Annotated in this window: 21 protein-coding genes; 9 read left to right on the top strand and 12 right to left on the bottom strand. The window is 67.9% G+C overall.

The window, feature by feature from the left end:
• Positions 1 to 13 precede the first annotated feature (13 nt).
• The gene (secA, locus tag DMB37_RS13625; RefSeq protein WP_135233016.1) at positions 14 to 2866 is read left to right on the top strand and encodes a preprotein translocase subunit SecA; all 2853 of its coding nucleotides are present in this window, start codon (positions 14 to 16) and stop codon (positions 2864 to 2866) included.
• A 395-nt stretch (positions 2867 to 3261) separates the two neighbouring features.
• Complete coding sequence (locus DMB37_RS13620; protein ID WP_135233015.1) at positions 3262 to 3663, top strand: nuclear transport factor 2 family protein; 402 nt, start codon at positions 3262 to 3264, stop codon at positions 3661 to 3663.
• A gap of 20 nt (positions 3664 to 3683) precedes the next feature.
• Here DMB37_RS13620 and rsgA read toward each other — a convergent pair whose 3' ends face one another.
• The 3 genes from rsgA to DMB37_RS13605 are packed head-to-tail and all read right to left on the bottom strand — an operon-like array spanning position 3684 to position 7544.
• Positions 3684 to 4700: a ribosome small subunit-dependent GTPase A gene (gene rsgA, locus DMB37_RS13615; RefSeq protein WP_135237559.1), complete on the bottom strand. Its 1017-nt coding sequence runs from the start codon at positions 4698 to 4700 to the stop codon at positions 3684 to 3686.
• Positions 4697 to 6007, bottom strand: a complete 1311-nt coding sequence (gene aroA, locus DMB37_RS13610) for a 3-phosphoshikimate 1-carboxyvinyltransferase (RefSeq protein ID WP_135237560.1) — start codon at positions 6005 to 6007, stop codon at positions 4697 to 4699. Before aroA ends, rsgA begins: the two co-directional genes overlap by 4 nt.
• Before the next feature lie 28 nt (positions 6008 to 6035).
• Complete coding sequence (locus DMB37_RS13605) at positions 6036 to 7544, bottom strand: aldehyde dehydrogenase family protein (RefSeq protein WP_135233014.1); 1509 nt, start codon at positions 7542 to 7544, stop codon at positions 6036 to 6038.
• A 209-nt stretch (positions 7545 to 7753) separates the two neighbouring features.
• Between DMB37_RS13605 and DMB37_RS13600 the strand changes: the two genes are divergently transcribed.
• Positions 7754 to 8539 carry an SOS response-associated peptidase gene (locus tag DMB37_RS13600; RefSeq protein WP_135233013.1) on the top strand — a complete coding sequence of 262 codons (786 nt, stop codon included), beginning with the start codon at positions 7754 to 7756 and terminating at the stop codon, positions 8537 to 8539.
• A 23-nt stretch (positions 8540 to 8562) separates the two neighbouring features.
• Here DMB37_RS13600 and DMB37_RS13595 read toward each other — a convergent pair whose 3' ends face one another.
• Positions 8563 to 8877 carry a hypothetical protein gene (locus tag DMB37_RS13595; RefSeq protein ID WP_135233012.1) on the bottom strand — a complete coding sequence of 105 codons (315 nt, stop codon included), beginning with the start codon at positions 8875 to 8877 and terminating at the stop codon, positions 8563 to 8565.
• 72 nt (positions 8878 to 8949) lie between these two features.
• The gene (gene ybaK / locus DMB37_RS13590) at positions 8950 to 9444 is read right to left on the bottom strand and encodes a Cys-tRNA(Pro) deacylase (RefSeq protein WP_135233011.1); all 495 of its coding nucleotides are present in this window, start codon (positions 9442 to 9444) and stop codon (positions 8950 to 8952) included.
• A 299-nt stretch (positions 9445 to 9743) separates the two neighbouring features.
• On the opposite strand from ybaK, the gene DMB37_RS13585 reads away from it, so the two are divergent.
• Positions 9744 to 10379 (top strand): sigma-70 family RNA polymerase sigma factor, encoded by a 636-nt coding sequence (locus tag DMB37_RS13585; RefSeq protein WP_107660877.1) that lies wholly within the window; start codon positions 9744 to 9746, stop codon positions 10377 to 10379.
• A 20-nt stretch (positions 10380 to 10399) separates the two neighbouring features.
• The gene (rsrA, locus tag DMB37_RS13580; RefSeq protein WP_135237558.1) at positions 10400 to 10675 is read left to right on the top strand and encodes a mycothiol system anti-sigma-R factor; all 276 of its coding nucleotides are present in this window, start codon (positions 10400 to 10402) and stop codon (positions 10673 to 10675) included.
• Positions 10676 to 10751: 76 nt separating this feature from the next.
• Here rsrA and DMB37_RS41925 read toward each other — a convergent pair whose 3' ends face one another.
• Positions 10752 to 10826 carry a 50S ribosomal protein bL37 gene (locus DMB37_RS41925; RefSeq protein WP_022597109.1) on the bottom strand — a complete coding sequence of 25 codons (75 nt, stop codon included), beginning with the start codon at positions 10824 to 10826 and terminating at the stop codon, positions 10752 to 10754.
• Between the two features lie 135 nt (positions 10827 to 10961).
• On the opposite strand from DMB37_RS41925, the gene DMB37_RS13570 reads away from it, so the two are divergent.
• Positions 10962 to 11177, top strand: a complete 216-nt coding sequence (locus DMB37_RS13570) for a biotin/lipoyl-binding carrier protein (RefSeq protein WP_107658974.1) — start codon at positions 10962 to 10964, stop codon at positions 11175 to 11177.
• A 22-nt stretch (positions 11178 to 11199) separates the two neighbouring features.
• Positions 11200 to 12714, top strand: coding sequence for a sensor histidine kinase (locus DMB37_RS13565; protein WP_107658973.1), 1515 nt, complete (start codon positions 11200 to 11202; stop codon positions 12712 to 12714).
• Positions 12715 to 12826: 112 nt separating this feature from the next.
• Here the strand turns inward: DMB37_RS13565 and DMB37_RS13560 are convergent, their stop codons facing one another.
• On the bottom strand, positions 12827 to 13081 hold the full coding sequence (locus DMB37_RS13560) for a WhiB family transcriptional regulator (RefSeq protein ID WP_011211115.1): 255 nt from the start codon (positions 13079 to 13081) through the stop codon (positions 12827 to 12829).
• 252 nt (positions 13082 to 13333) lie between these two features.
• On the bottom strand, positions 13334 to 14278 hold the full coding sequence (locus tag DMB37_RS13555; RefSeq protein WP_135233010.1) for a diacylglycerol kinase family protein: 945 nt from the start codon (positions 14276 to 14278) through the stop codon (positions 13334 to 13336).
• A gap of 96 nt (positions 14279 to 14374) precedes the next feature.
• Between DMB37_RS13555 and DMB37_RS13550 the strand changes: the two genes are divergently transcribed.
• Complete coding sequence (locus DMB37_RS13550) at positions 14375 to 14809, top strand: hypothetical protein (protein WP_167768835.1); 435 nt, start codon at positions 14375 to 14377, stop codon at positions 14807 to 14809.
• A gap of 21 nt (positions 14810 to 14830) precedes the next feature.
• Here the strand turns inward: DMB37_RS13550 and DMB37_RS13545 are convergent, their stop codons facing one another.
• From DMB37_RS13545 to DMB37_RS13535, 3 genes are read right to left on the bottom strand one after another with little or no spacing between them, the layout of a single operon-like run.
• Entirely contained in the window at positions 14831 to 15517 is a 687-nt protein-coding gene (locus DMB37_RS13545; RefSeq protein ID WP_135233009.1) for an endonuclease V, read from the bottom strand.
• Positions 15518 to 15527: 10 nt separating this feature from the next.
• A complete protein-coding gene (locus DMB37_RS13540) occupies positions 15528 to 16013 on the bottom strand; it encodes a GNAT family N-acetyltransferase (RefSeq protein WP_135233008.1) in 486 nt (161 codons plus the stop codon).
• The gene (locus DMB37_RS13535) at positions 16010 to 16621 is read right to left on the bottom strand and encodes an acid phosphatase (RefSeq protein WP_135233007.1); all 612 of its coding nucleotides are present in this window, start codon (positions 16619 to 16621) and stop codon (positions 16010 to 16012) included. Before DMB37_RS13535 ends, DMB37_RS13540 begins: the two co-directional genes overlap by 4 nt.
• On the opposite strand from DMB37_RS13535, the gene DMB37_RS41700 reads away from it, so the two are divergent.
• Complete coding sequence (locus tag DMB37_RS41700) at positions 16620 to 16742, top strand: hypothetical protein (protein ID WP_255508379.1); 123 nt, start codon at positions 16620 to 16622, stop codon at positions 16740 to 16742. The genes DMB37_RS13535 and DMB37_RS41700 overlap by 2 nt on opposite strands.
• Before the next feature lie 44 nt (positions 16743 to 16786).
• Here the strand turns inward: DMB37_RS41700 and DMB37_RS13530 are convergent, their stop codons facing one another.
• Entirely contained in the window at positions 16787 to 18022 is a 1236-nt protein-coding gene (locus DMB37_RS13530; RefSeq protein ID WP_135233006.1) for a PQQ-binding-like beta-propeller repeat protein, read from the bottom strand.
• Positions 18023 to 18048 lie beyond the last annotated feature (26 nt).

Below are 18048 nucleotides of genomic sequence, written 5' to 3'. Positions count from 1 at the left end.
ACTGACGAGACCCGTGCCTGCGCTGACACTGACGAGGTTGCTACGGATTGGTGAGGGTCGCATGGTCAAGCGGCTCGCCAACTTCGCCGATCAGGTTCTCGACCTCGAGTCGGAGTACGAGCAACTCACCGACGCCGAGCTGCGCGGCAAGACCGACGAATTCCGCGAGCGCTACTCCGACATGGTCGAAGAGGGCGCGGCCGACCCGCTCGGCGCGCTGATGGCCGAGGCGTTCGCGGTGGCGCGGGAGGCGTCCTGGCGGGTGCTCAACCAGAAGCACTACAAGGTGCAGATCATGGGCGGTGCCGCGCTGCACACCGGCAACATCGCCGAGATGAAGACCGGTGAGGGCAAGACGCTCACCTCGGTGCTGCCCGCCTACCTCAACGCGATCAGCGGCGACGGCGTGCACATCGTCACCACCAACGACTACCTCGCCAAGCGCGACTCCGAGTGGATGGGCCGCGTGCACCGCTTCCTCGGGCTCGAGGTCGGCGTGATCCTCGGCGGCATGACGCCCGCCCAGCGGCGGGTGGCCTACGGCGCCGACATCACCTACGGCACCAACAACGAGTTCGGCTTCGACTACCTGCGCGACAACATGACGCACTCGCTCGACGACCTGGTGCAGCGCGGGCACAACTTCGCCGTGGTCGACGAGGTCGACTCCATCCTGATCGACGAGGCGCGGACCCCGCTGATCATCTCGGGTCCGGCCGACGCCTCCAGCAAGTGGTACGCCGAGTTCGCGCGCATCGCACCGCTGTTGAAGAAGGACCTGCACTACGAGGTCGACATCAAGAAGCGCACCATCGGCGTGCACGAGGCCGGTGTCGAGTTCATCGAGGATCAGCTCGGCATCGACAACCTCTACGAGGCCGCCAACTCGCCGCTGGTCAGCTACGTGAACAACGCGATCAAGGCCAAAGAGCTCTACACCCGCGACAAGGACTACATCGTCCGCGACGGCGAAGTGATCATCGTCGACGAGTTCACCGGCCGCATCCTGGTCGGGCGTCGCTACAACGAGGGCATGCACCAGGCGATCGAGGCCAAGGAAGGGGTGGAGATCCAGCCGGAGAACCAGACCCTGGCGACGATCACCCTGCAGAACTACTTCCGCCTCTACGACAAGCTGTCCGGCATGACCGGTACCGCCGAGACCGAGGCCGCCGAGCTGCACCAGATCTACAACCTCGGCGTCGTCCCGATCCCGACCAACCGGCCGATGATCCGCGCGGACCAGTCCGACCTGATCTACAAGACCGAAGAGGCCAAGTTCGCGGCCGTGGTCGACGACGTCGTCGAGCGGCACGAGCGGGACCAGCCGGTGCTGATCGGTACCACCAGCGTCGAGCGCTCGGAGTACCTGTCCAAGCAGTTCACCAAGCGTGGCATCGCGCACACCGTGCTCAACGCGAAGTTCCACGAGAAGGAAGCCGAGATCATCGCCGAGGCCGGTCGGCCCGGCGCGGTGACCGTCGCGACGAACATGGCCGGTCGCGGTACCGACGTCGTGCTCGGCGGCAACCCGGACATCATCGCCGACCTCATCCTGCGTCGGGAGGGCCTCGACCCGGTCGAGACGCCGGACGCCTACCAGCAGGCCTGGCTGCCGACGCTGGAGCAGGTCAAGGCGCAGACCGCGGCCGACGCCGATCGGGTGCGCGAGGCGGGCGGGCTCTACGTGCTCGGCACCGAGCGGCACGAGTCGCGCCGCATCGACAACCAGCTGCGTGGTCGTTCCGGCCGTCAGGGCGACCCCGGTGAGTCCCGGTTCTACCTGTCGCTGGGTGACGAGCTGATGCGCCGGTTCAACGGCGCCGCGCTCGAGGCGATCATGACCAGGCTCAACCTGCCCGACGATGTGCCGATCGAGGCCAAGATGGTCTCCAAGGCGATCAAGAGCGCGCAGACCCAGGTCGAGCAGCAGAACTTCGAGATCCGCAAGAACGTGCTCAAGTACGACGAGGTGATGAACCAGCAGCGCACCATCATCTACGGCGAGCGCAACCGGATTCTGCGCGGCGAGGACATGGAGGGCCAGGTCCAGGGCATGATCACGGACGTGATCACCGCCTACGTCAACGGCGCCACCGCCGAGGGCTACGTCGAGGACTGGGATCTGGACAAGCTGTGGACGGCGCTCAAGACGCTGTACCCGGTCAAGATCAACTACAAGGACCTGACCGGGGAGACCGCGGTCGGCGAGGCGGGCGATCTCAGCCGCGACGAGCTGCTCGAAGCGCTGCTCGACGATGCGCACGACGCTTACGCCCGGCGCGAGGCCGAGATCGACGGGCTGGCCGGCGCGGGCAGCATGCGCAATCTCGAACGGCAGGTGCTGCTTTCGGTGCTCGACCGCAAGTGGCGCGAACACCTCTACGAGATGGACTACCTCAAGGAGGGCATCGGCCTGCGGGCCATGGCGCAGCGCGACCCGCTGGTCGAGTACCAGCGCGAAGGCTTCGACATGTTCACGGCGATGCTCGAGGGCCTGAAGGAGGAGTCGGTCGGCTTCCTGTTCAACCTCCAGGTAGAGGTGCAGCAGCCGCAGCCGGACGGCGTCTCGGTCGATCAGGGCCTGCGTTCACCGGTCGGTGCGATGGCCGCGCCGCGCCCGCTGCCCACCGACGAGGTGCCCGTCGGCAACGGCACCGCCGCCCCGGCGGCGTTGCGCGCCAAGGGCATCGACTCCGGTAACCAGCGTGGTCTCAGCTACTCCGGACCCGACGAGGGCGGGCACCGCGAGGTGCACAGCGACGCCGAGGAGTACGGCGACGGCACCACCCGCCGCGAGCGCCGCGAGGCCGCCCGCGCGCAGGAAAAGCCCAAGCGCGCACCCAAGCCCCGTCGTCGCCACTGACGCGCACAGCTGAATCCCGAAGGCGCCCAAGGACTCCGGTCCCTGGGCGCCTTCGCGTTTCCGCGACAAGTCGTGTTCCCGAGTCGGAAATACTCTGCGGGACAACTGATTCGTAAGCAACTCCCCGGGGACGGGCGAACCCGGCCGCTCGACTGCCGCCGGCCGCCGGCCACGCTGTTGTCGCACCTGAGTCTGGCCTGGATTCGCAGAGAGGCGGTACAGCGTCTGGCTTGGATTCGCGGAGCGGCGGTACAGCGTCTGGCTTGGATTCGCGGAGAGGCGGTACAGCGTCTGGCTTGGATTCGCGGAGAGGCGGTACAGCGTCTGGCTTGAATTTCCGGAGCGGCGGGACAGAATCCGCGCGTCGGTTGCTGAAGAGGCGTACTTTTTTCTGGGTGGACCGAAGCACAGTTGAGGCATGGGTCAGCGAATATGAACGGGCCTGGCGATCGCCGGGCACGGACAAACTCGGCGACCTCTTCGCCCCCGAAGTCGGATACCAAGTCTCCCCGTGGGCCGAACCGCTCACCGGGCTACCCGCGCTGGCGAAGTTCTGGGAAGCGGGGCGGGACGGGCCGGACGAGACGTTCTCGATGGAGCCCGAGGTCGTCGCCGTGGACGGACTGACCGCCGTCGTCCGGGCGGAGGTCGAATACCCCGGTCAACCGGCGCGCTGGCGCGACCTGTGGGTCCTGCGCTTCGACGGGGAGGGGCGCTGCACCTGGTTCGAGGAGTGGCCATTCGCTCCCGGCCAGCCGGACGGGCAGGACCGGTCCAGCGAAGCACTGCGTAGCTGAGCGGAGCGGCAGCTAGGGCCCTAGTCGATCGGCCGTGGTCCGCTGTTGTTCTGCCAGTGCTCGTTGGAGTTCAGCGCGGTGAGCAGCAGGCGGATGGCGGCCACCCGGCGCTCCTTGCCGGGCAGTTTGTCCAGTGCGCATTCGGGGTCGGCGGGCGGCCCGAGGTGGGTGCAGCCGCGAGGACAGTCCTCGATGGCGGCCGCGAGGTCGCTGAAGGCGGCGACCACGTCGTCGGGGGTGATGTGGGCCAGGCCGAACGAGCGGATACCCGGGGTGTCGATGACCCAGCCGCCGTCGGGCAGCGGCAGCGCGACGGACTGGGTGGAGGTGTGTTTGCCCTTGCCGACACCGGACACCTCGCCGACGGCCCGATACGCGTCCGGCACAAGGCGATTCACCAGCGTCGACTTGCCGACGCCGGAGTGGCCGATGAACGCGGTGAGCCGTCCGGTGAGCAGCTCGAGCACCGGCGCCAGCGGGTCGTCGACCCCGCCGTAGACGATGGTGAGGTCGAGATCCTCGAAGGCGGCGGCGAATTCGGACTCCGCGGCCAGATCGTGTTTGGTCAGGCACAGCACCGGGTGCAGCCCGCCGGCGTACGCGGCGACCATGCAGCGTTCGACGAAGCCGGTGCGCGGCGGCGGGTCGGCCAGGGCGACCACCATGAACAGCTGTTCGGCATTGCCGACCACGATCCGCTCGAACGGATCGGTGTCATCGGCGGTGCGTCGCAACACCGTTCGGCGGTCGGTCACCCGCACGATGCGGGCCAGCGAGTCGGGCCTGCCGGACAGATCGCCGACCACGTCCACCTGATCGCCGACCACGATGGGGGTGCGCCCCAGTTCCCTGGCGCGCATGGCGACGATGTGCCGGTTCGGGTCGCCGCCGAGCACACAGCCCCAGCGGCCGCGATCCACGGCGACCACCATCGCGGATTCCGCATCGTTGTGCTGCGGACGGGTTTTCGTGCGGGGACGCGAACTCTTGCCCGGGCGTACCCGGACGTCGGATTCGTCGTACTCGCGCTTCCTCAGTGCGCCGCCCCCTGATCGGAGCGCGTCGGATCGAGCATCCGCTCCCACAGCGCAACGAAGTTCGGCAGCGTCTTGGCCGTGGTGCCGATGTCCTCGATCTCGATGCCCGCCACCCGCAGCCCGAGAATCGCTCCGGCGGTGGCCATTCGATGATCGGCGTAGGAATGCCAACGGCCGCCGTGCAGTTCGGCGGGCTCGATCTCGAGTCCGTCCTCGGTCTCGGTGACCTTGCCGCCGAGCCGGTTGATCTCGGTGGACAGCGCGGCCAGCCGGTCGGTCTCGTGGCCGCGCAGGTGCGCGATGCCGCGCAGGTGCGACGGTGAATCGGCCAGTGCCGCAAGGGCTGCGACGGTCGGGGTCAGCTCGCCGACGTCGTGCAGGTCGATGTCGATGCCGGCCAGGCGGTCGGGTCCGTGCACGGTCAGCACGCCGTCGAAGACCCGCGCCTCGGCGCCCATCCGCACCAGGATCTCGCGGATCACGTCGCCGGGCTGGGTGGTCAGCCGCGGCCAGTGCGGGATCTTCACCTCGCCGCCGGTGACGGCGGCGGCCGCCAGGAACGGCGTCGCGTTGGACAGATCCGGCTCGACGTCCCAGTCCACCGCGCGGATGGGGCCGGGAGAAACCTCCCAGGTCTGTGCCTTGCGGCTGTGCTCGGGCGCCTGCACCTGCACATCGGCCCTGCGCAGCATCTCCACGGTCATCTCGATGTGCGGCATGGACGGCAGGGCCTTGCCGTCGTGGTGCACGATCAGGCCCTCGTCGAACCGCGCCGCCGACAGCAGCAGCCCGGACACGAACTGGGAGGACCCGGAGGCGTCGATGGTCACCGTGCCGCCGCGCAGCGCGCCCTTGCCGTGCACCCGGAACGGCAGCGCATCGCCGTCGATGTCGGCGCCGAGGCCGCGCAGCGCGTCCAGGATGGTGCTGAGCGGGCGCACCCTGGCCTGGGCATCGCCGTCGAAGGCCACCTCGCCCGCGGCGAGCGTGGCCACCGGCGGCAGGAAGCGCATCACGGTGCCTGCGAGCCCGCAGTCGACGGTGCCGCCGCGCAACGGGGCCGGGGTGACGGTGAGCGTGTCACCGTCACCCTCGATGCCGGTGCCCAGTGCGCACAGGGCCGCGATCATCAGGTTGGTATCCCGGCTGCGCAGCGCGCCGGACAGTGTCGACGGTCCGTCGGCCAGGGCAGCCAAGATCAATGCCCGGTTCGTGATCGACTTCGATCCAGGCAGGGTCACGGTCGCGTGCACAGGGACATCGACATGGGGCGCTGGCCAGAAACTCACCTGTCCATCTTCGCCCATCATCCGGCCGGACACGCGGGCGGTGTACTTACTTGTGCCGACCGTGCAGGAACGGAACCAGCTTGCGCAGCAGCTTCATGGTGGACTGGGTGCGCGAGTAGCTGAGCAGCGCCATGCCGGGAATCGCGAAGCGCTGCACCGCGATCGAGTGCGGGCGGGCGAATTCGCGCAGGCCGGGCTCGCCGTGGATGCGGCCGATGCCGGAATCGCCGACGCCGCCGAACGGCAGGCCGGGGATGGCGGCGAAGGCGAGCACCGAGTTCACCGAGGTGGCCCCGACGTGCAGCCTGCGCGCGATCTCCAGGCCGTTCTTCTTCGAGTACACCGCCGAGGACAGCCCGTACTTGGAGCTGTTGGCCAGCTCGACCGCCTCGTCCACGCCGTCCACGGTGCGGATGGTGACCGTCGGGCCGAAGGTTTCCTCCTGCACCGCTTCGGATTTCTCGTCCACGTCGACCAGCACCACCGGCTCGATGAACGGCGCCTTCACCGATTCCGGGCCGCCGAGCACGGCGGTGCCGCCGTTCTTCAGCGCGGACTCGATGTGGCGGCGCACGATGTCGACCTGGCTCGGCATGGTCATCGGGCCGTAGGAGGCGTCGGCGCCCGAGCCGGGGCCGACCTTCTCCAGGATCTTCTTCACCTCGGCAACGAACTCGTCGCGCACCGACCGGTCGACGTACACCCGCTCCACGCCCGCGCAGGTCTGGCCGCTGTTGGCGGTGGCGCCCCAGGCGACCGCGTCGGCGGCGGCCTTCACGTCCGCGTCACCCGCGACGATCACCGCGTCCTTGCCGCCGCATTCGAGCAGCACCGGGGTGAGGTTCTCGGCGGCCGCGGCCATGATCCGCTTGCCGGTCGCGGTGGAGCCGGTGAAGGCGAGCTTGTCGACGCCCGACTTCACCAGCGCCGCGCCGGTGGCGCCGTAGCCGTTGATCGTGATGAACACGCCCTCGGGCAGGCCGGGGTTGGCCTTGGCGAACGCCTCGGCCAGGAAGTTGCCGATGCCGGTGGAGTACTCGCTCGGCTTGAACACCACGGTGTTGCCCGCGGCGAGCGCGTAGCCGATCGAGCCGTTAGGGGTGTAGACCGGGTAGTTCCACGGGCCGATCACGCCGACCACGCCGAGCGGGCGCTGCTCGACCCTGGCGGCGAAGTTCGACATGAACGCGCCGGGGGAGACCTTCTTGGGCGCCAGCACCTTCTTGGCGTTCTTGGCCGCCCAGGCGATGTGCTCGAGCGCGAGCATCAGCTCCAGGAAGGCGTCGTCGAGCGGCTTGCCGTTCTCGGCGTGGATCAGCTTGCAGAACTCGTCGGAATCCGCGACCAGCCGGCTGGACCAGCGCAGCAGGTGCGTCTTGCGCTCGTCGTAGCTCAACGCGCCCCAGGTGGCGGCGGCGGTGCGGGCCTTCGCGACGGCCGCGCGCACCGCGTCCTCGTCCGCGATCGGGTAGGTGCCGATGACCTCGCCCGTCGCCGGGTTGACCGACGTGAGCGCCGTATCGTTGTCGGCCGGTTTGATGTCGGTGGAAGTCACGGTGAGTCTCTCCTCTTGCCGGTGATTGCTCGGGACGACGTCGATCCCGGTTGCTCCTGGCGGTGGCCGGTCGGGGCGCGCATGCGTCAGCGGACGGGCACAGCGACCACCCATCCTCTGAGAGAATGTTAGGTCAAAACTCTCAACTGGTCACCAGCTATGGATCAATTGTCCATGAGAGTGTCGGTGGGAGGTGGAAGTATCGAGATATGTGCGGACGATATGCGACCACGACAGACCCCGGCCGGCTCGCGGTCGAGCTGGATGCGATCGACGAAACCGAAAGCACGCCGGGCTCGGGCAATTTCACCAATTACAACGTCGCGCCGACCACCCAGATCCTCACCGTGGTGGAGCGGCACGAGCACGGCCACAAAGACGATGAGCCCAAGTTGCGGCTGCGGCGGATGCGTTGGGGCCTGATCCCGGTGTGGACCAAGGTCGCCGAGCCCGGGGTGCCCGTGAAGGGCAAGCCGCTGTTCAATGCCCGAGCCGACAAGGCCGCGACCACTCCCTCGTTCCGGGACGCGGTGAAGTACCGGCGCTGCCTGGTGCCGATGGACGGCTGGTACGAGTGGGTGGTCGAGCCGGACCCGGCGGCCAAGGGCAAGGTGGCCAAGAAGCCCTTCTTCATGGCCCAGGAGGACGGCTCCCGGCTGTATATGGCCGGGCTGTGGTCGGTGTGGCGGGACCGGTCGCTGCCCGACAGCGAGCCGCTGCTGTCCTGCACCATCCTGACCACCGACGCGGTCGGCGATCTGACCCGCATCCACGATCGGATGCCGCTGCCGATGCCGAGGGAGCACTGGGACGCCTGGCTCGACCCGGACCACCCCGCGCCGTCGAGCCTGCTGGAGACGCCCGGCGAAGACGTGATCGCGGGCATCGTGGCGCGACCGGTGCCGTCGCTGGTCAACAGCGTGAAGAACAATGGCCCCGAACTGCTCGCCCGGGTGAGCGAGCAGGAAGAAGCCGGGCAGATCAGCTTGCTCTGACCGCCCGGCCTCCGATCAGCTGATCAGATCGAGCACTTCACGGCGGGGCTGGCGATATTCAGGCCGCACTTGACGATGCCGGTGACCAGGTCGATCACCTTGCTGGTCACCGTGCCGCCGAGCTTCTCAGCCTTGCCCGCCTTGTCGTCCGTCTTGGGGGCGTTCGGCGTGCTGGGGGCGTCGTCTTTGCCGAGGCCGTCGAAGGGGAAGTCGATCTGAGTCGCCGTCGGCGGTGCCGCGGTGGCCGTCGGGGCTTGCAGCGCCACCGCGCCGAGGGACAGGGCGAGAGTTCCGAGCAGGGCGACGATCACGGTGCGTACACGCTGGTGCGCGGGCATTTCGCATCACATCCTCGAGTCGGACGAATCTGGCCCGTCCATTGACGCACAGATTGTGCCGAATCGAGTGGATTACCCGGTCCTCACTGTGGCGGTCACCGCCGAGGTCAGCCGGATCAGGTCGGCGGGTGCCAGCTCGATCTCCAGCCCGCGTCGCCCGGCGCTGCACAGAATGCGATCCCAGGACAGCGCGGACTCGTCCACCACGGTCGGCAACGGCTTGCGCTGGCCGAGCGGGGAGATGCCGCCGAGCACATATCCGGTGCTGCGCTCGGCCTTCACCTTGTCGGCCATGGCCGCCTTCGGCACCCCCAGCGCGGCCGCAGCGGCCTTGAGCGACAACGTATTCGGCACCGGAAGCACGGCCACGGCGAGCGAGCCGTTGGCCAGTTCGAGCACCAGTGTCTTGAAGACCTGCGCCGCCGTCACCCCGAGTTCGCCGGCCAGCGCGTCCACCGCTTCGGTGCCGTAGGAGTCGGCGCGCGGGTCGTGCTTGTAGGCGTGCACCCGATGGGCAACCTTGGCCTGCGTCAGGGTCCGGATCGCCGGGGTCGAGGCTCCTGCCATGGCGGACACCTTAACGAGCAGACCCGCCCGGGCCGCAATGGATTTTGCGGTCCTGGCGTTTCGCTGCGGGAACACAGGACGTGTCCCGCATGTTGGAAGCGAATACACAGCGCCCGGCCGGGACGAAACCCTCGGCCCCGCGACTGATCAGCCCCGTGAACGACGTGAAGGAGATGTCGGTGCCCCTGCTGCTCGACGAACGTCCGAGAGGGACGACGGCGTCGCTGACGGAAGCCGGATTCCCCTTCGAATTGCCAGTGCCGGTAGATTTGGCAGGTACGGCGATCGAAGGGACAGGTGTGACGAGCGACGATGACGTGGTGACCGACGGTGTCGGTGCCGCGGTCGACGAAACCGAGCTGGCCCAGCGGTTCGAGCGCGATGCGCTCCCGCTGCTCGACCAGCTCTACGGTGCCGCGCTGCGGATGACCAGGAATCCGGCCGACGCCGAAGACCTGGTGCAGGAGACCTACGTCAAGGCGTTCCAGGGTTTCAAGTCCTTCAAGGAAGGCACCAATCTGCGTGCCTGGCTGTACCGGATCCTGACCAACACCTACATCAACTCCTACCGCAAGAAGCAGCGCCAGCCCGCGCAGTACCCGACCGACGAGATCACCGATTGGCAGCTCGCGGCTACCGCCGAGCACACCTCGCAGGGTCTGCGCTCGGCCGAGGTCGAGGCCCTGGACGCGCTTCCCGACGACGACATCAAGGCCGCGCTACAGGAGCTGCCGGAGGAATTCCGGATGGCCGTGTATTACGCCGATGTCGAAGGCTTCCCGTACAAGGAAATCGCCGACATCATGGGCACCCCCATCGGTACCGTGATGTCCCGGCTGCACCGCGGCCGCAAGCAGCTCAAGGGTTTGCTCGCCGATGTGGCGCGCGAACGTGGATTCAACCGTTCGGGGGAACGCCAGGAGGTCAAGCAGTGAACACCGAGCGGGATCCGGACATGGATCTTGATTGCACCGCGGTGCTCACCGATATCTGGTTGATGCTGGACGGCGAGTGCAACGATGAGACTCGCGCCCGGTTGCAGCACCACATGGACCATTGCTCACCCTGCATCGAGGCCTACGGCATCGAGGAGAAGATCAAGGGTCTGCTCAGCCGCAAGTGCGGTGGCGACCGCGCACCGGACGCCCTGCGCGATCGGCTGACCTTCGAGATCCGTAAGACGGTCACGATCACCCAGGTGGAATCCAAGATCGAGACCTCCGACTCCTAGGTCCTACGCAAACACCAGCGGCACGCCTTCCTCACGGAAGTGCGTGCCGCTCTGCGTTTTTCGGCCGAGCTCTCGCTCAGGCGTTTGGCCGCTTGCCGTGGTTGGCTGCGTTGCCCTTGCGACTACGCTTCTTACGTCCGCGCTTACCCATGAGTAGTCTCCCTTCTGATTGAAGGCCATTCTTTCACGTGTGGTTGGCTATACCTGCAGCGGATACAGGCCGCACGGCTCGGCTGCTCGAACCTGCCGGGCGAGCCGCGTGAACCAACCGAGTGAATGGGGTGTCATGGCCGAGGAAGTGCTCGCCGAGCTGGTGTCCGTCGTCTACCAGGTCGTGGTGAACGAGGGGGACGTGGTCAAGGAGGGCGACACCCTGGTGATCCTCGAGTCGATGAAGATGGAGATCCCGGTGCTGGCCGAGGTCGGCGGCACCGTCACCTCGATCGGCGTCAAAGAGGGCGACGCCATCAAAGCCGGTCACCTAATCGCCGTCATCTCCTAGAAAACGTTAGCGGTAGATCTTCATGGCGACGCTGAGCGAGCTATTAGCCGAACACACCGACTTACCCGGCGTCGCCGTGGATCACCTGCAGCGGGTGGTGGGCGATTGGCAGCTGCTTGCCGATCTGTCCTTCGCCGATCTGCAGCTGTGGGTCGGTGCGGGACCGATCGCGGCCGGCGCCGACATCGTGTGTGTCGCGCAGTGCCGCCCCACCACGGCGTCCACCGTGCACCACGAGGACCTGGTCGGCACCCTGGCCCTGCAGGCCGATCATCCGCAGGTGTTCGAGGCGTTGATGTCGGGCAAGATCGTGCGCGCCGATCGGGACGTGGAGACCGCGGGTGTCTATCACCCGACTCCGGTGCACGCGATCCGCGAGGCCATCCCGGTCCGCTGCGGCGACGATGTCATCGCGGTGCTGAGCCGCGACACCGACGTGCAACGCTCGCGGGTGCGCAGCACGCTCGAAATCGCTTATGTCGCTTGCGCCGACGACCTGTGCCAGATGATCGCCGACGGCACCTTCCCGACCACCGAGGACCGCGCGGCCACCCACTCCAGCCCGCGCGCCGGCGACGGTTTCATCCGGCTCGACACCGAGGGCATCGTCGTCTACGCCAGCCCGAATGCCCTGTCCGCTTATCACCGGATGGGCCTGCAGGCCGATCTCGCGGGCCAGGATCTGGCGGTGCTCACCCGCTCGCTGATCACCGATCCGTTCGATGCCCAGGAGGTGGTCGGCGACATCCAGGCCGCGCTGGCCGGGCGCACCGGCCGCCGGATGGAGGTGGAGGCGCGCGGCGCGACCGTGCTGCTGCGCACCCTGGTGCTGCGCCCGCACGGCGAATTGGCGGGTGCCGCGGTGCTGGTGCGCGATGTCACCGAGGTCAAACGCCGCGATCGGGCGCTGCTCAGCAAGGACGCCACCATCCGGGAGATCCACCACCGGGTGAAGAACAATCTGCAGACCGTCGCCGCGCTGCTGCGGTTACAGGCGCGGCGCACCGAGAACGAGGAGGCGCAGGTCGCGCTCACCGAGTCGGTGCGCAGGGTCACCTCGATCGCGTCGGTGCACGAGATGCTGTCCATGTCGGTGGACGAAGAGGTCGACCTGGACGAGGTCGTCGACCGGCTGTTACCGATCATGGCCGACGTGGCCACCGTGCACACCGCGCGGATCAAGGTGCGCCGCGCGGGTTCGCTCGGCGTCTTCTCCGCCGAACGCGCGACCCCGCTGGTAATGGTGCTCACCGAACTGGTGCAGAACGCGATCGAGCACGCCTTCGATTCGGGCGAAGACGGCACGGTGACAATCCGTTCCGAGCGTTCCGCGCGCTGGCTCGACGTGATCATCAGCGACGACGGCCGCGGCCTGCCCAGCGGATTCAGCCTGGAATCCTCCGACCGTCTCGGCCTGCAGATCGTGCGCACCCTGGTGACCGCCGAACTCGGCGGTTCCATCGGCCTGCACCCCGGCGCCGATATCGGAACCGATGCGGTGCTTCGTGTTCCGCTGGGCCGTCGCTCCGGTCGCTGATAGCCGTTTCGTTATATGTGTTGGGACACAAGAGAGCCCGGCACCTCGAAGGTGCCGGGCTTAAATGCGTTCACCGGACCGGGCTGAATGGTCCGGTAAATCCGATCGTCTGCTAGACGACGGTGCGGGTGCGCGTGCGTGCGTTACGACGCTTGAGCGCCCGGCGCTCGTCTTCACTCATACCGCCCCACACGCCGGCATCCTGTCCGGACTTCAGGGCCCAGGACAGGCAGTCAGCGGTTACGGGGCAGCGAGCGCAGACCAGCTTGGCATCGGCAATCTGCGCGAGCGCAGGACCACTGTTACCCACCGGGAAAAACAGTTCGGGGTCCTCGTCGCGACAGATGGCCTTGTGGCGCCAGTCCATTCCTCTGCTCCTTTGCTGGGCGCCGCAAATGGCGCCGACGGTTTGTGGATCGTTCACTTGTGCGACTCGAATGTTTCCGCACGGTTGCTTGTGAATGCTTTCACGAACACCGTAGATGTCAATAGGTATCTGGTGCACCGTGGGGAAGCTCACGCTCTAACGGCCCCCGCTAGGGGAACCTGCCCGGTCCTTTGTACTCGCTCTACCCAGTTTTCGCAGCACTACCACGATGTTTTTCGTGCGTTTCGTGCATCACTCTGGTCGCGGCGCCACGACATCCAAGACGGCGGGCACGGCCGTGAAATCCACCACGTTGCGCTTCCCGATAAAGTCGCCATCGATTTGCAGACCGATGGGTTCCTTCGTCTCGATACGCACGGACGGAACGTTGTCTTCGCGAAACAAATTGCGAGACTTGGGGTTTCCGTCGACTGCCAAGAGCTGTCTGGCAAGCAGCAGTGTAGGCAGTACGGACATCGAACGCACGGCAAACACGCCGAGACCGTCTTCGAACCTGGTGCCCGGGTTGGTGTGCACCGGGGTGGTGTTCAGGTAGGTCCAGGGGGTCGTGTTCGTTACGAAGGCGTAATGCACTTCGGTGACCGGTTCGTGCCCCGGGACCTCGATCCGGACGGTCGGCTCCTTGCGCCGGGCCCGGAAGAACTGCCGCACGGTTGTCCGGAGGTAGCGGGCCGGGGTGGCCGTCTTGCCGTCGGCGCGGCTGGCGTCGATCGCCTCGCAGACATCGGCGTCGAGGCCGACCCCCGCGCTGAAGGTGAACCACCGGTCGTCGGCGAGGCCGAGTCCGATCCTGCGGTCCCGGTCCAGCGTGAGCAGATCGATGAGCTGGTTGGTTGCTGTCACCGGGTCCGGCGAGATACCGAGCGCCCGTGCGAACACATTCGCCGAGCCGCCGGGGATCACCCCGAGTCGCGGCAGCCAGGCCTGCCCGTCGTTGAGTTCGGGCAGCGGCAGGAAGCCGTTGATGGTCTCGTTGACCGTCCCGTCGCCGCCGTGCACGACGATCAGGTCCATCTCGTTGGTGGCGGCCCACTGGGCCAATTCGGCGGCGTGGCCGCGATGCTGGGTGTGCGCGACGGTCAGCTGTGTGCGGCTCTCCAGCGCGTGCGCCAGCAGATCCCGAGTCGCCGGAGTGGTCGAGGTGGCATTCGGATTCACGATCAGCAGCGTCCGCACGACCCGCAGCCTAATCGTCGCCGGATCCGGTCCGAAAAGCCGCTGAACCGGAGCGGTCGGGAGGACGGCCACTACGGCGGGTCGTAGGCTTGCCGGGTGGCTGAACGCAAGGGTGACGGTGGCGTGCCGAGGACGGTGCGCGGCGCGGGTGGACTGGTGACGCTGGAGGGGGCGGTCGCGGTGATCGTCGCGCTGGCGTTGATCGTGCGCGGGCTGCTCGGCCACGACCAGACCGCGACCAGCGGGTACGGCACCGCCGCCTGGTTCGGCATCCTCGGTGGCGCGGTGCTCGCCGCGGGCATCGGTCTGCTGTTCGGCAAGCGCTGGGGGCGGGCGATCGCCGTGATCGCCCAGTTGCTGCTGCTGCCGGTCACCTGGTCGCTGCTGACCGACTCACATCAGCCGGTTCTGGGCACGCTGCTCGGCGTGGTCGTCGTGGCTGCGCTGGTGTTGCTGTTCGCCCCGCCCTCGACGCGGTGGATGGCCGCCGACTACGCCATCGAGCCGGAGAAAGCTGACCCATCGAGCTGACCGCGGCATTGTCGCGCGCGGCTATGCGGTGAGTGCGGTGCGTAGCTCGGCGCGGCACAGGGAGTCCGCGCGCCTGGTGGTCTCGGGGAGCCGGTAGCGCGGCGTGAGGGCCAGTACCTGAGCGCACGCGGTGTCCAGGTCGATGCGGTGGCCGACGGAGACGAAGACGGGTTTCACGTCTGTTCTGGTGCGCAGGGCGCGGCCGACGACCTCGCCGTCGATGGTGATGTCGGTGCGGGCGCCGCGCTCGGGACCCGGTTCGCGGTAGTCGCCCCAGGCGGATTTGGCGACGCCGATCGTCGGTATACCGGTGAGCACACCGAGGTGGCAGGCCAAGCCGAAGCGGCGGGGATGCGCCAAACCCTGTGCGTCACAGACGAGTAGGTCCGGTGCGGCGCCGAGTTGCGCCAATGCCCGCATGGTCGTGGGCAATTCGCGGAACGCGAGCAAACCGGGGTGGTAGGGAAAGTTCGAAGTGCCGTGCGCGACAGCCGATTCGATGGTTTCCAGGGTGGTCGCGCGCAACACCACCACGGCCGCGGCTACCTCGCCGGACTCGGCGTAGGCGGAGTCGAGCCCGGCGATGGTGCCGAATTCCCCGTCCTGCCGGGTGGTTTGGACCTTCGGCCGCAATTCGTCCTGTACCGCGATGGCCGCGTCGGGGGTGCTCGGCCAGGCGTCCTCGTCGAAATGTTCGAGCCACGTCATCGTCGGTGCACTACCGCGCTTCCTTGGCCAGCTTGCCCAGTGGCTCACCCGTGAGGCGGTAGCCAACCCACTCGTTCTGCGCTGCGGCACCGAGGGATTCGTAGAAATCGATGGAGGGTTTGTTCCACGTCAGCACGGCCCAGTCGAGCCTGCTGTAGCCGTTGTCCACGGCTTCCTTGGCCAGTGTGGCGAGCAGGGCCTTGCCGTAACCCTTGCCGCGCGTCTCCGGCTTGACGTAGAGGTCCTCCAGATAGATGCCGTGCACGCCGTTCCAGGTGGAGAAGTTGAGGAACCAGATCGCGCAGCCGACCAGCTCGCCGTCTTCGTCGACCACGTGAGCGAAGACCTTCGGCTCGGCGCCGAACAGCGCGGTGTCGAGTTGGGTTGCGGTGACGGTGCATTCGTCGCTGGCCCGCTCGTACTCGGCCAGCTCATGGACGAGGCCGACCAGGCCGGGTACGTCGGCGGGAACGGCGCGACGCAGCTCTACGGTCACAGTGTTTCTCCCTCAGCGGTGGGAACCAGGTTGTGCGCCAAGATGGTTCGCACGTCGTGTTCATGGCCGAGCACGGTCAGCGCGCCGGTGGACATGGCGAACCGGCGGCCCTCCCTGACGCTGAACTCGGCCCAGCGGGCGATCAGCGCCCGGGAGAAGTGTCCGTGCCCCACGAGCACGATATCCCGCTCGGGCAGCCGCGGCGTCACGGCGGCGAGCACCCGATCGGCGCGGGCCTGCACCGCGTCCGCGGACTCGCCGCCCGGTACGGCGCCGGTCCAAATGGTCCAGCCCGGCGCGCTCTCCCGGATCTGCGGGGTGGTCAGGCCCTCGTAGTCGCCGTAGTCCCATTCGGCGAGGTCCTCGTCGACCGTGCTCGTGGTCAGTCCGGCGAGCTCCGCGGTCTGCCGCGCCCGTTGGCGCGGGCTGGTGAACACCAGCGGATCGCGCAGCTTCAGCGCGCTCAGCAGCGGGCCCGCCGCCCGGGCCTGCGCCTCGCCGCGCTCGGTGAGCGGCAGGTCGGTGCGGCCGGTGTGGCGGTGCTGGGTGGACCAGGTGGTCTCGCCGTGTCGGAGCAGTACCAGCCGGGCATCGTCGAGTACGGACATGGATCCATCATGGTTCACCGGTGCGCCGCCGAGTCGTCCGGCCGGTGCTACCGCCGGTCGGCTGGGCTGGTCGAAGCTCGGCCCGACCAAGGGCAGCGGGCGTTCGATCTGGGATCGGTAGTCCGCGAGCAGGGGATTGTTCGCCGGTGGCGCCGGAGTTCCGCCTCAGCCGAGGGCGTAGAGCTCGGTGCCGCGCTGCTCGAGGATCGTCGTGCCGAGCACCGCGAGCGAGATGGGCGCGCCGCTGTAGCCGGGCCGGTCCACCGGGATGCGGCCGACCTCGGCGCCGGACGCGGGATCGAGCGCGGCGATCGCACCCGCGGTCGGCATCAGCAGCCTGCCCGCCATCATGCTGGGGGAGCCGAGTGCGCCGGCCGCGGTCCAGATCGGGTCGAAAGTACTGCCGTTCAAGGCGATCACGCTGTTGCCGGTGAAAACCAGGTAGGCCGAACCGATTCGGGTGGTCGCGGTCTTGTCGCTCAGCGGGGCCGAAAGCTGATGCACCACAATCGGATTACCGGACGCGTCGTAGACGGCGAGCCGTGGTGCGGCCGCCTCCGTCCCGGCGGCGGCCGGGGTGCCCGGCAGGTAGAGCACGATCCTGTTGTCCGACACCGCGAGTACCCGCGCGTCGGGGGAGTCCGCACCGGGGCCGGACAAGACGTGCGAGCCGGACTCCTCGGGCACCGTGTTGTCCTTCGGCGCGGGATTCAGCATGGTCAGCCGGTTGGCGGCGTCCTCGGGGCAGCGTTCCAGCACACCGAGCCGGGACGGACTCGAGCCCGCCGAGAGCAGCGTGCAGCCCTTGCGCGGTTGGGTTTTCACGTTCACCGGCGCGTCCACGAAGCCGTATTCGATGGTGCGCACCAGGTCCGAGCGCCACATCTCCAGCCGCTTCGGCCCCTGCGCGAGCACGTAGGTGCCGTCGACGGAGAGCCGCACGGACGGGTCCATGTAGCTGCTGCGCGCGGTGCGCCTGGCACCGCTGTCGCCGGTCAGCAGCGTGGCCTGGCTACAGCCACGCTCGTCCAGGTAGACCGCGACCACGGTGCTGAACTGGCTCTCGATCCCGCAGAGCGGCATGTCGCGCCGGTAGTACCACAGGTCCTTGCCGGTGAGCGGGTCGTGCCCGGTGACCGTGCCGTCGTCACCGGTGACAACGACACCACCCGCGGTCAGCGCCCGGGCGCTCGCGGCGTTGGGCGCATGCCACAGTTCACGCAGTGAGGTCGGGAGCTGGTCGGCGGCCACCGGGGTCGGTACGGGCGAGCTCGCGGTCACCGACTCGGTGCCGCTCGCATCGCCGCGCACCCATACCGCCACCGCCGCGATCACCACGAGTACGGCGATCGCGGCAGCGGAGATGACGTCGGCGCGCGTTCGCCGCTCGGGTGCGAGCACGGTTGCGAGAGTAGCGGATCCGGCCG

Source organism: Nocardia sp. CS682 (assembly GCF_004634405.1).
Lineage (GTDB): Bacteria > Actinomycetota > Actinomycetes > Mycobacteriales > Mycobacteriaceae > Nocardia > Nocardia ninae.
The sequence above is the reverse complement of the archived record's forward strand: the minus strand, read 5'-3'. Positions and strand labels throughout refer to the sequence as shown.

Coding starts and splice junctions, on each gene's coding strand:
- DMB37_RS41700 (WP_255508379.1), top strand. CDS start 16,620: ATGGATCCATCATGGTTCACCGGTGCGCCGCCGAGTCGTCCGGCCGGT.
- DMB37_RS13545 (WP_135233009.1), bottom strand. CDS start 15,517: ATGACGTGGCTCGAACATTTCGACGAGGACGCCTGGCCGAGCACCCCC.
- DMB37_RS13570 (WP_107658974.1), top strand. CDS start 10,962: ATGGCCGAGGAAGTGCTCGCCGAGCTGGTGTCCGTCGTCTACCAGGTC.
- ybaK (WP_135233011.1), bottom strand. CDS start 9,444: ATGGCAGGAGCCTCGACCCCGGCGATCCGGACCCTGACGCAGGCCAAG.
- rsrA (WP_135237558.1), top strand. CDS start 10,400: ATGGATCTTGATTGCACCGCGGTGCTCACCGATATCTGGTTGATGCTG.
- aroA (WP_135237560.1), bottom strand. CDS start 6,007: ATGGGCGAAGATGGACAGGTGAGTTTCTGGCCAGCGCCCCATGTCGAT.
- DMB37_RS13560 (WP_011211115.1), bottom strand. CDS start 13,081: ATGGACTGGCGCCACAAGGCCATCTGTCGCGACGAGGACCCCGAACTG.
- DMB37_RS13600 (WP_135233013.1), top strand. CDS start 7,754: ATGTGCGGACGATATGCGACCACGACAGACCCCGGCCGGCTCGCGGTC.
- DMB37_RS13535 (WP_135233007.1), bottom strand. CDS start 16,621: ATGTCCGTACTCGACGATGCCCGGCTGGTACTGCTCCGACACGGCGAG.
- DMB37_RS13595 (WP_135233012.1), bottom strand. CDS start 8,877: ATGCCCGCGCACCAGCGTGTACGCACCGTGATCGTCGCCCTGCTCGGA.
- DMB37_RS13565 (WP_107658973.1), top strand. CDS start 11,200: ATGGCGACGCTGAGCGAGCTATTAGCCGAACACACCGACTTACCCGGC.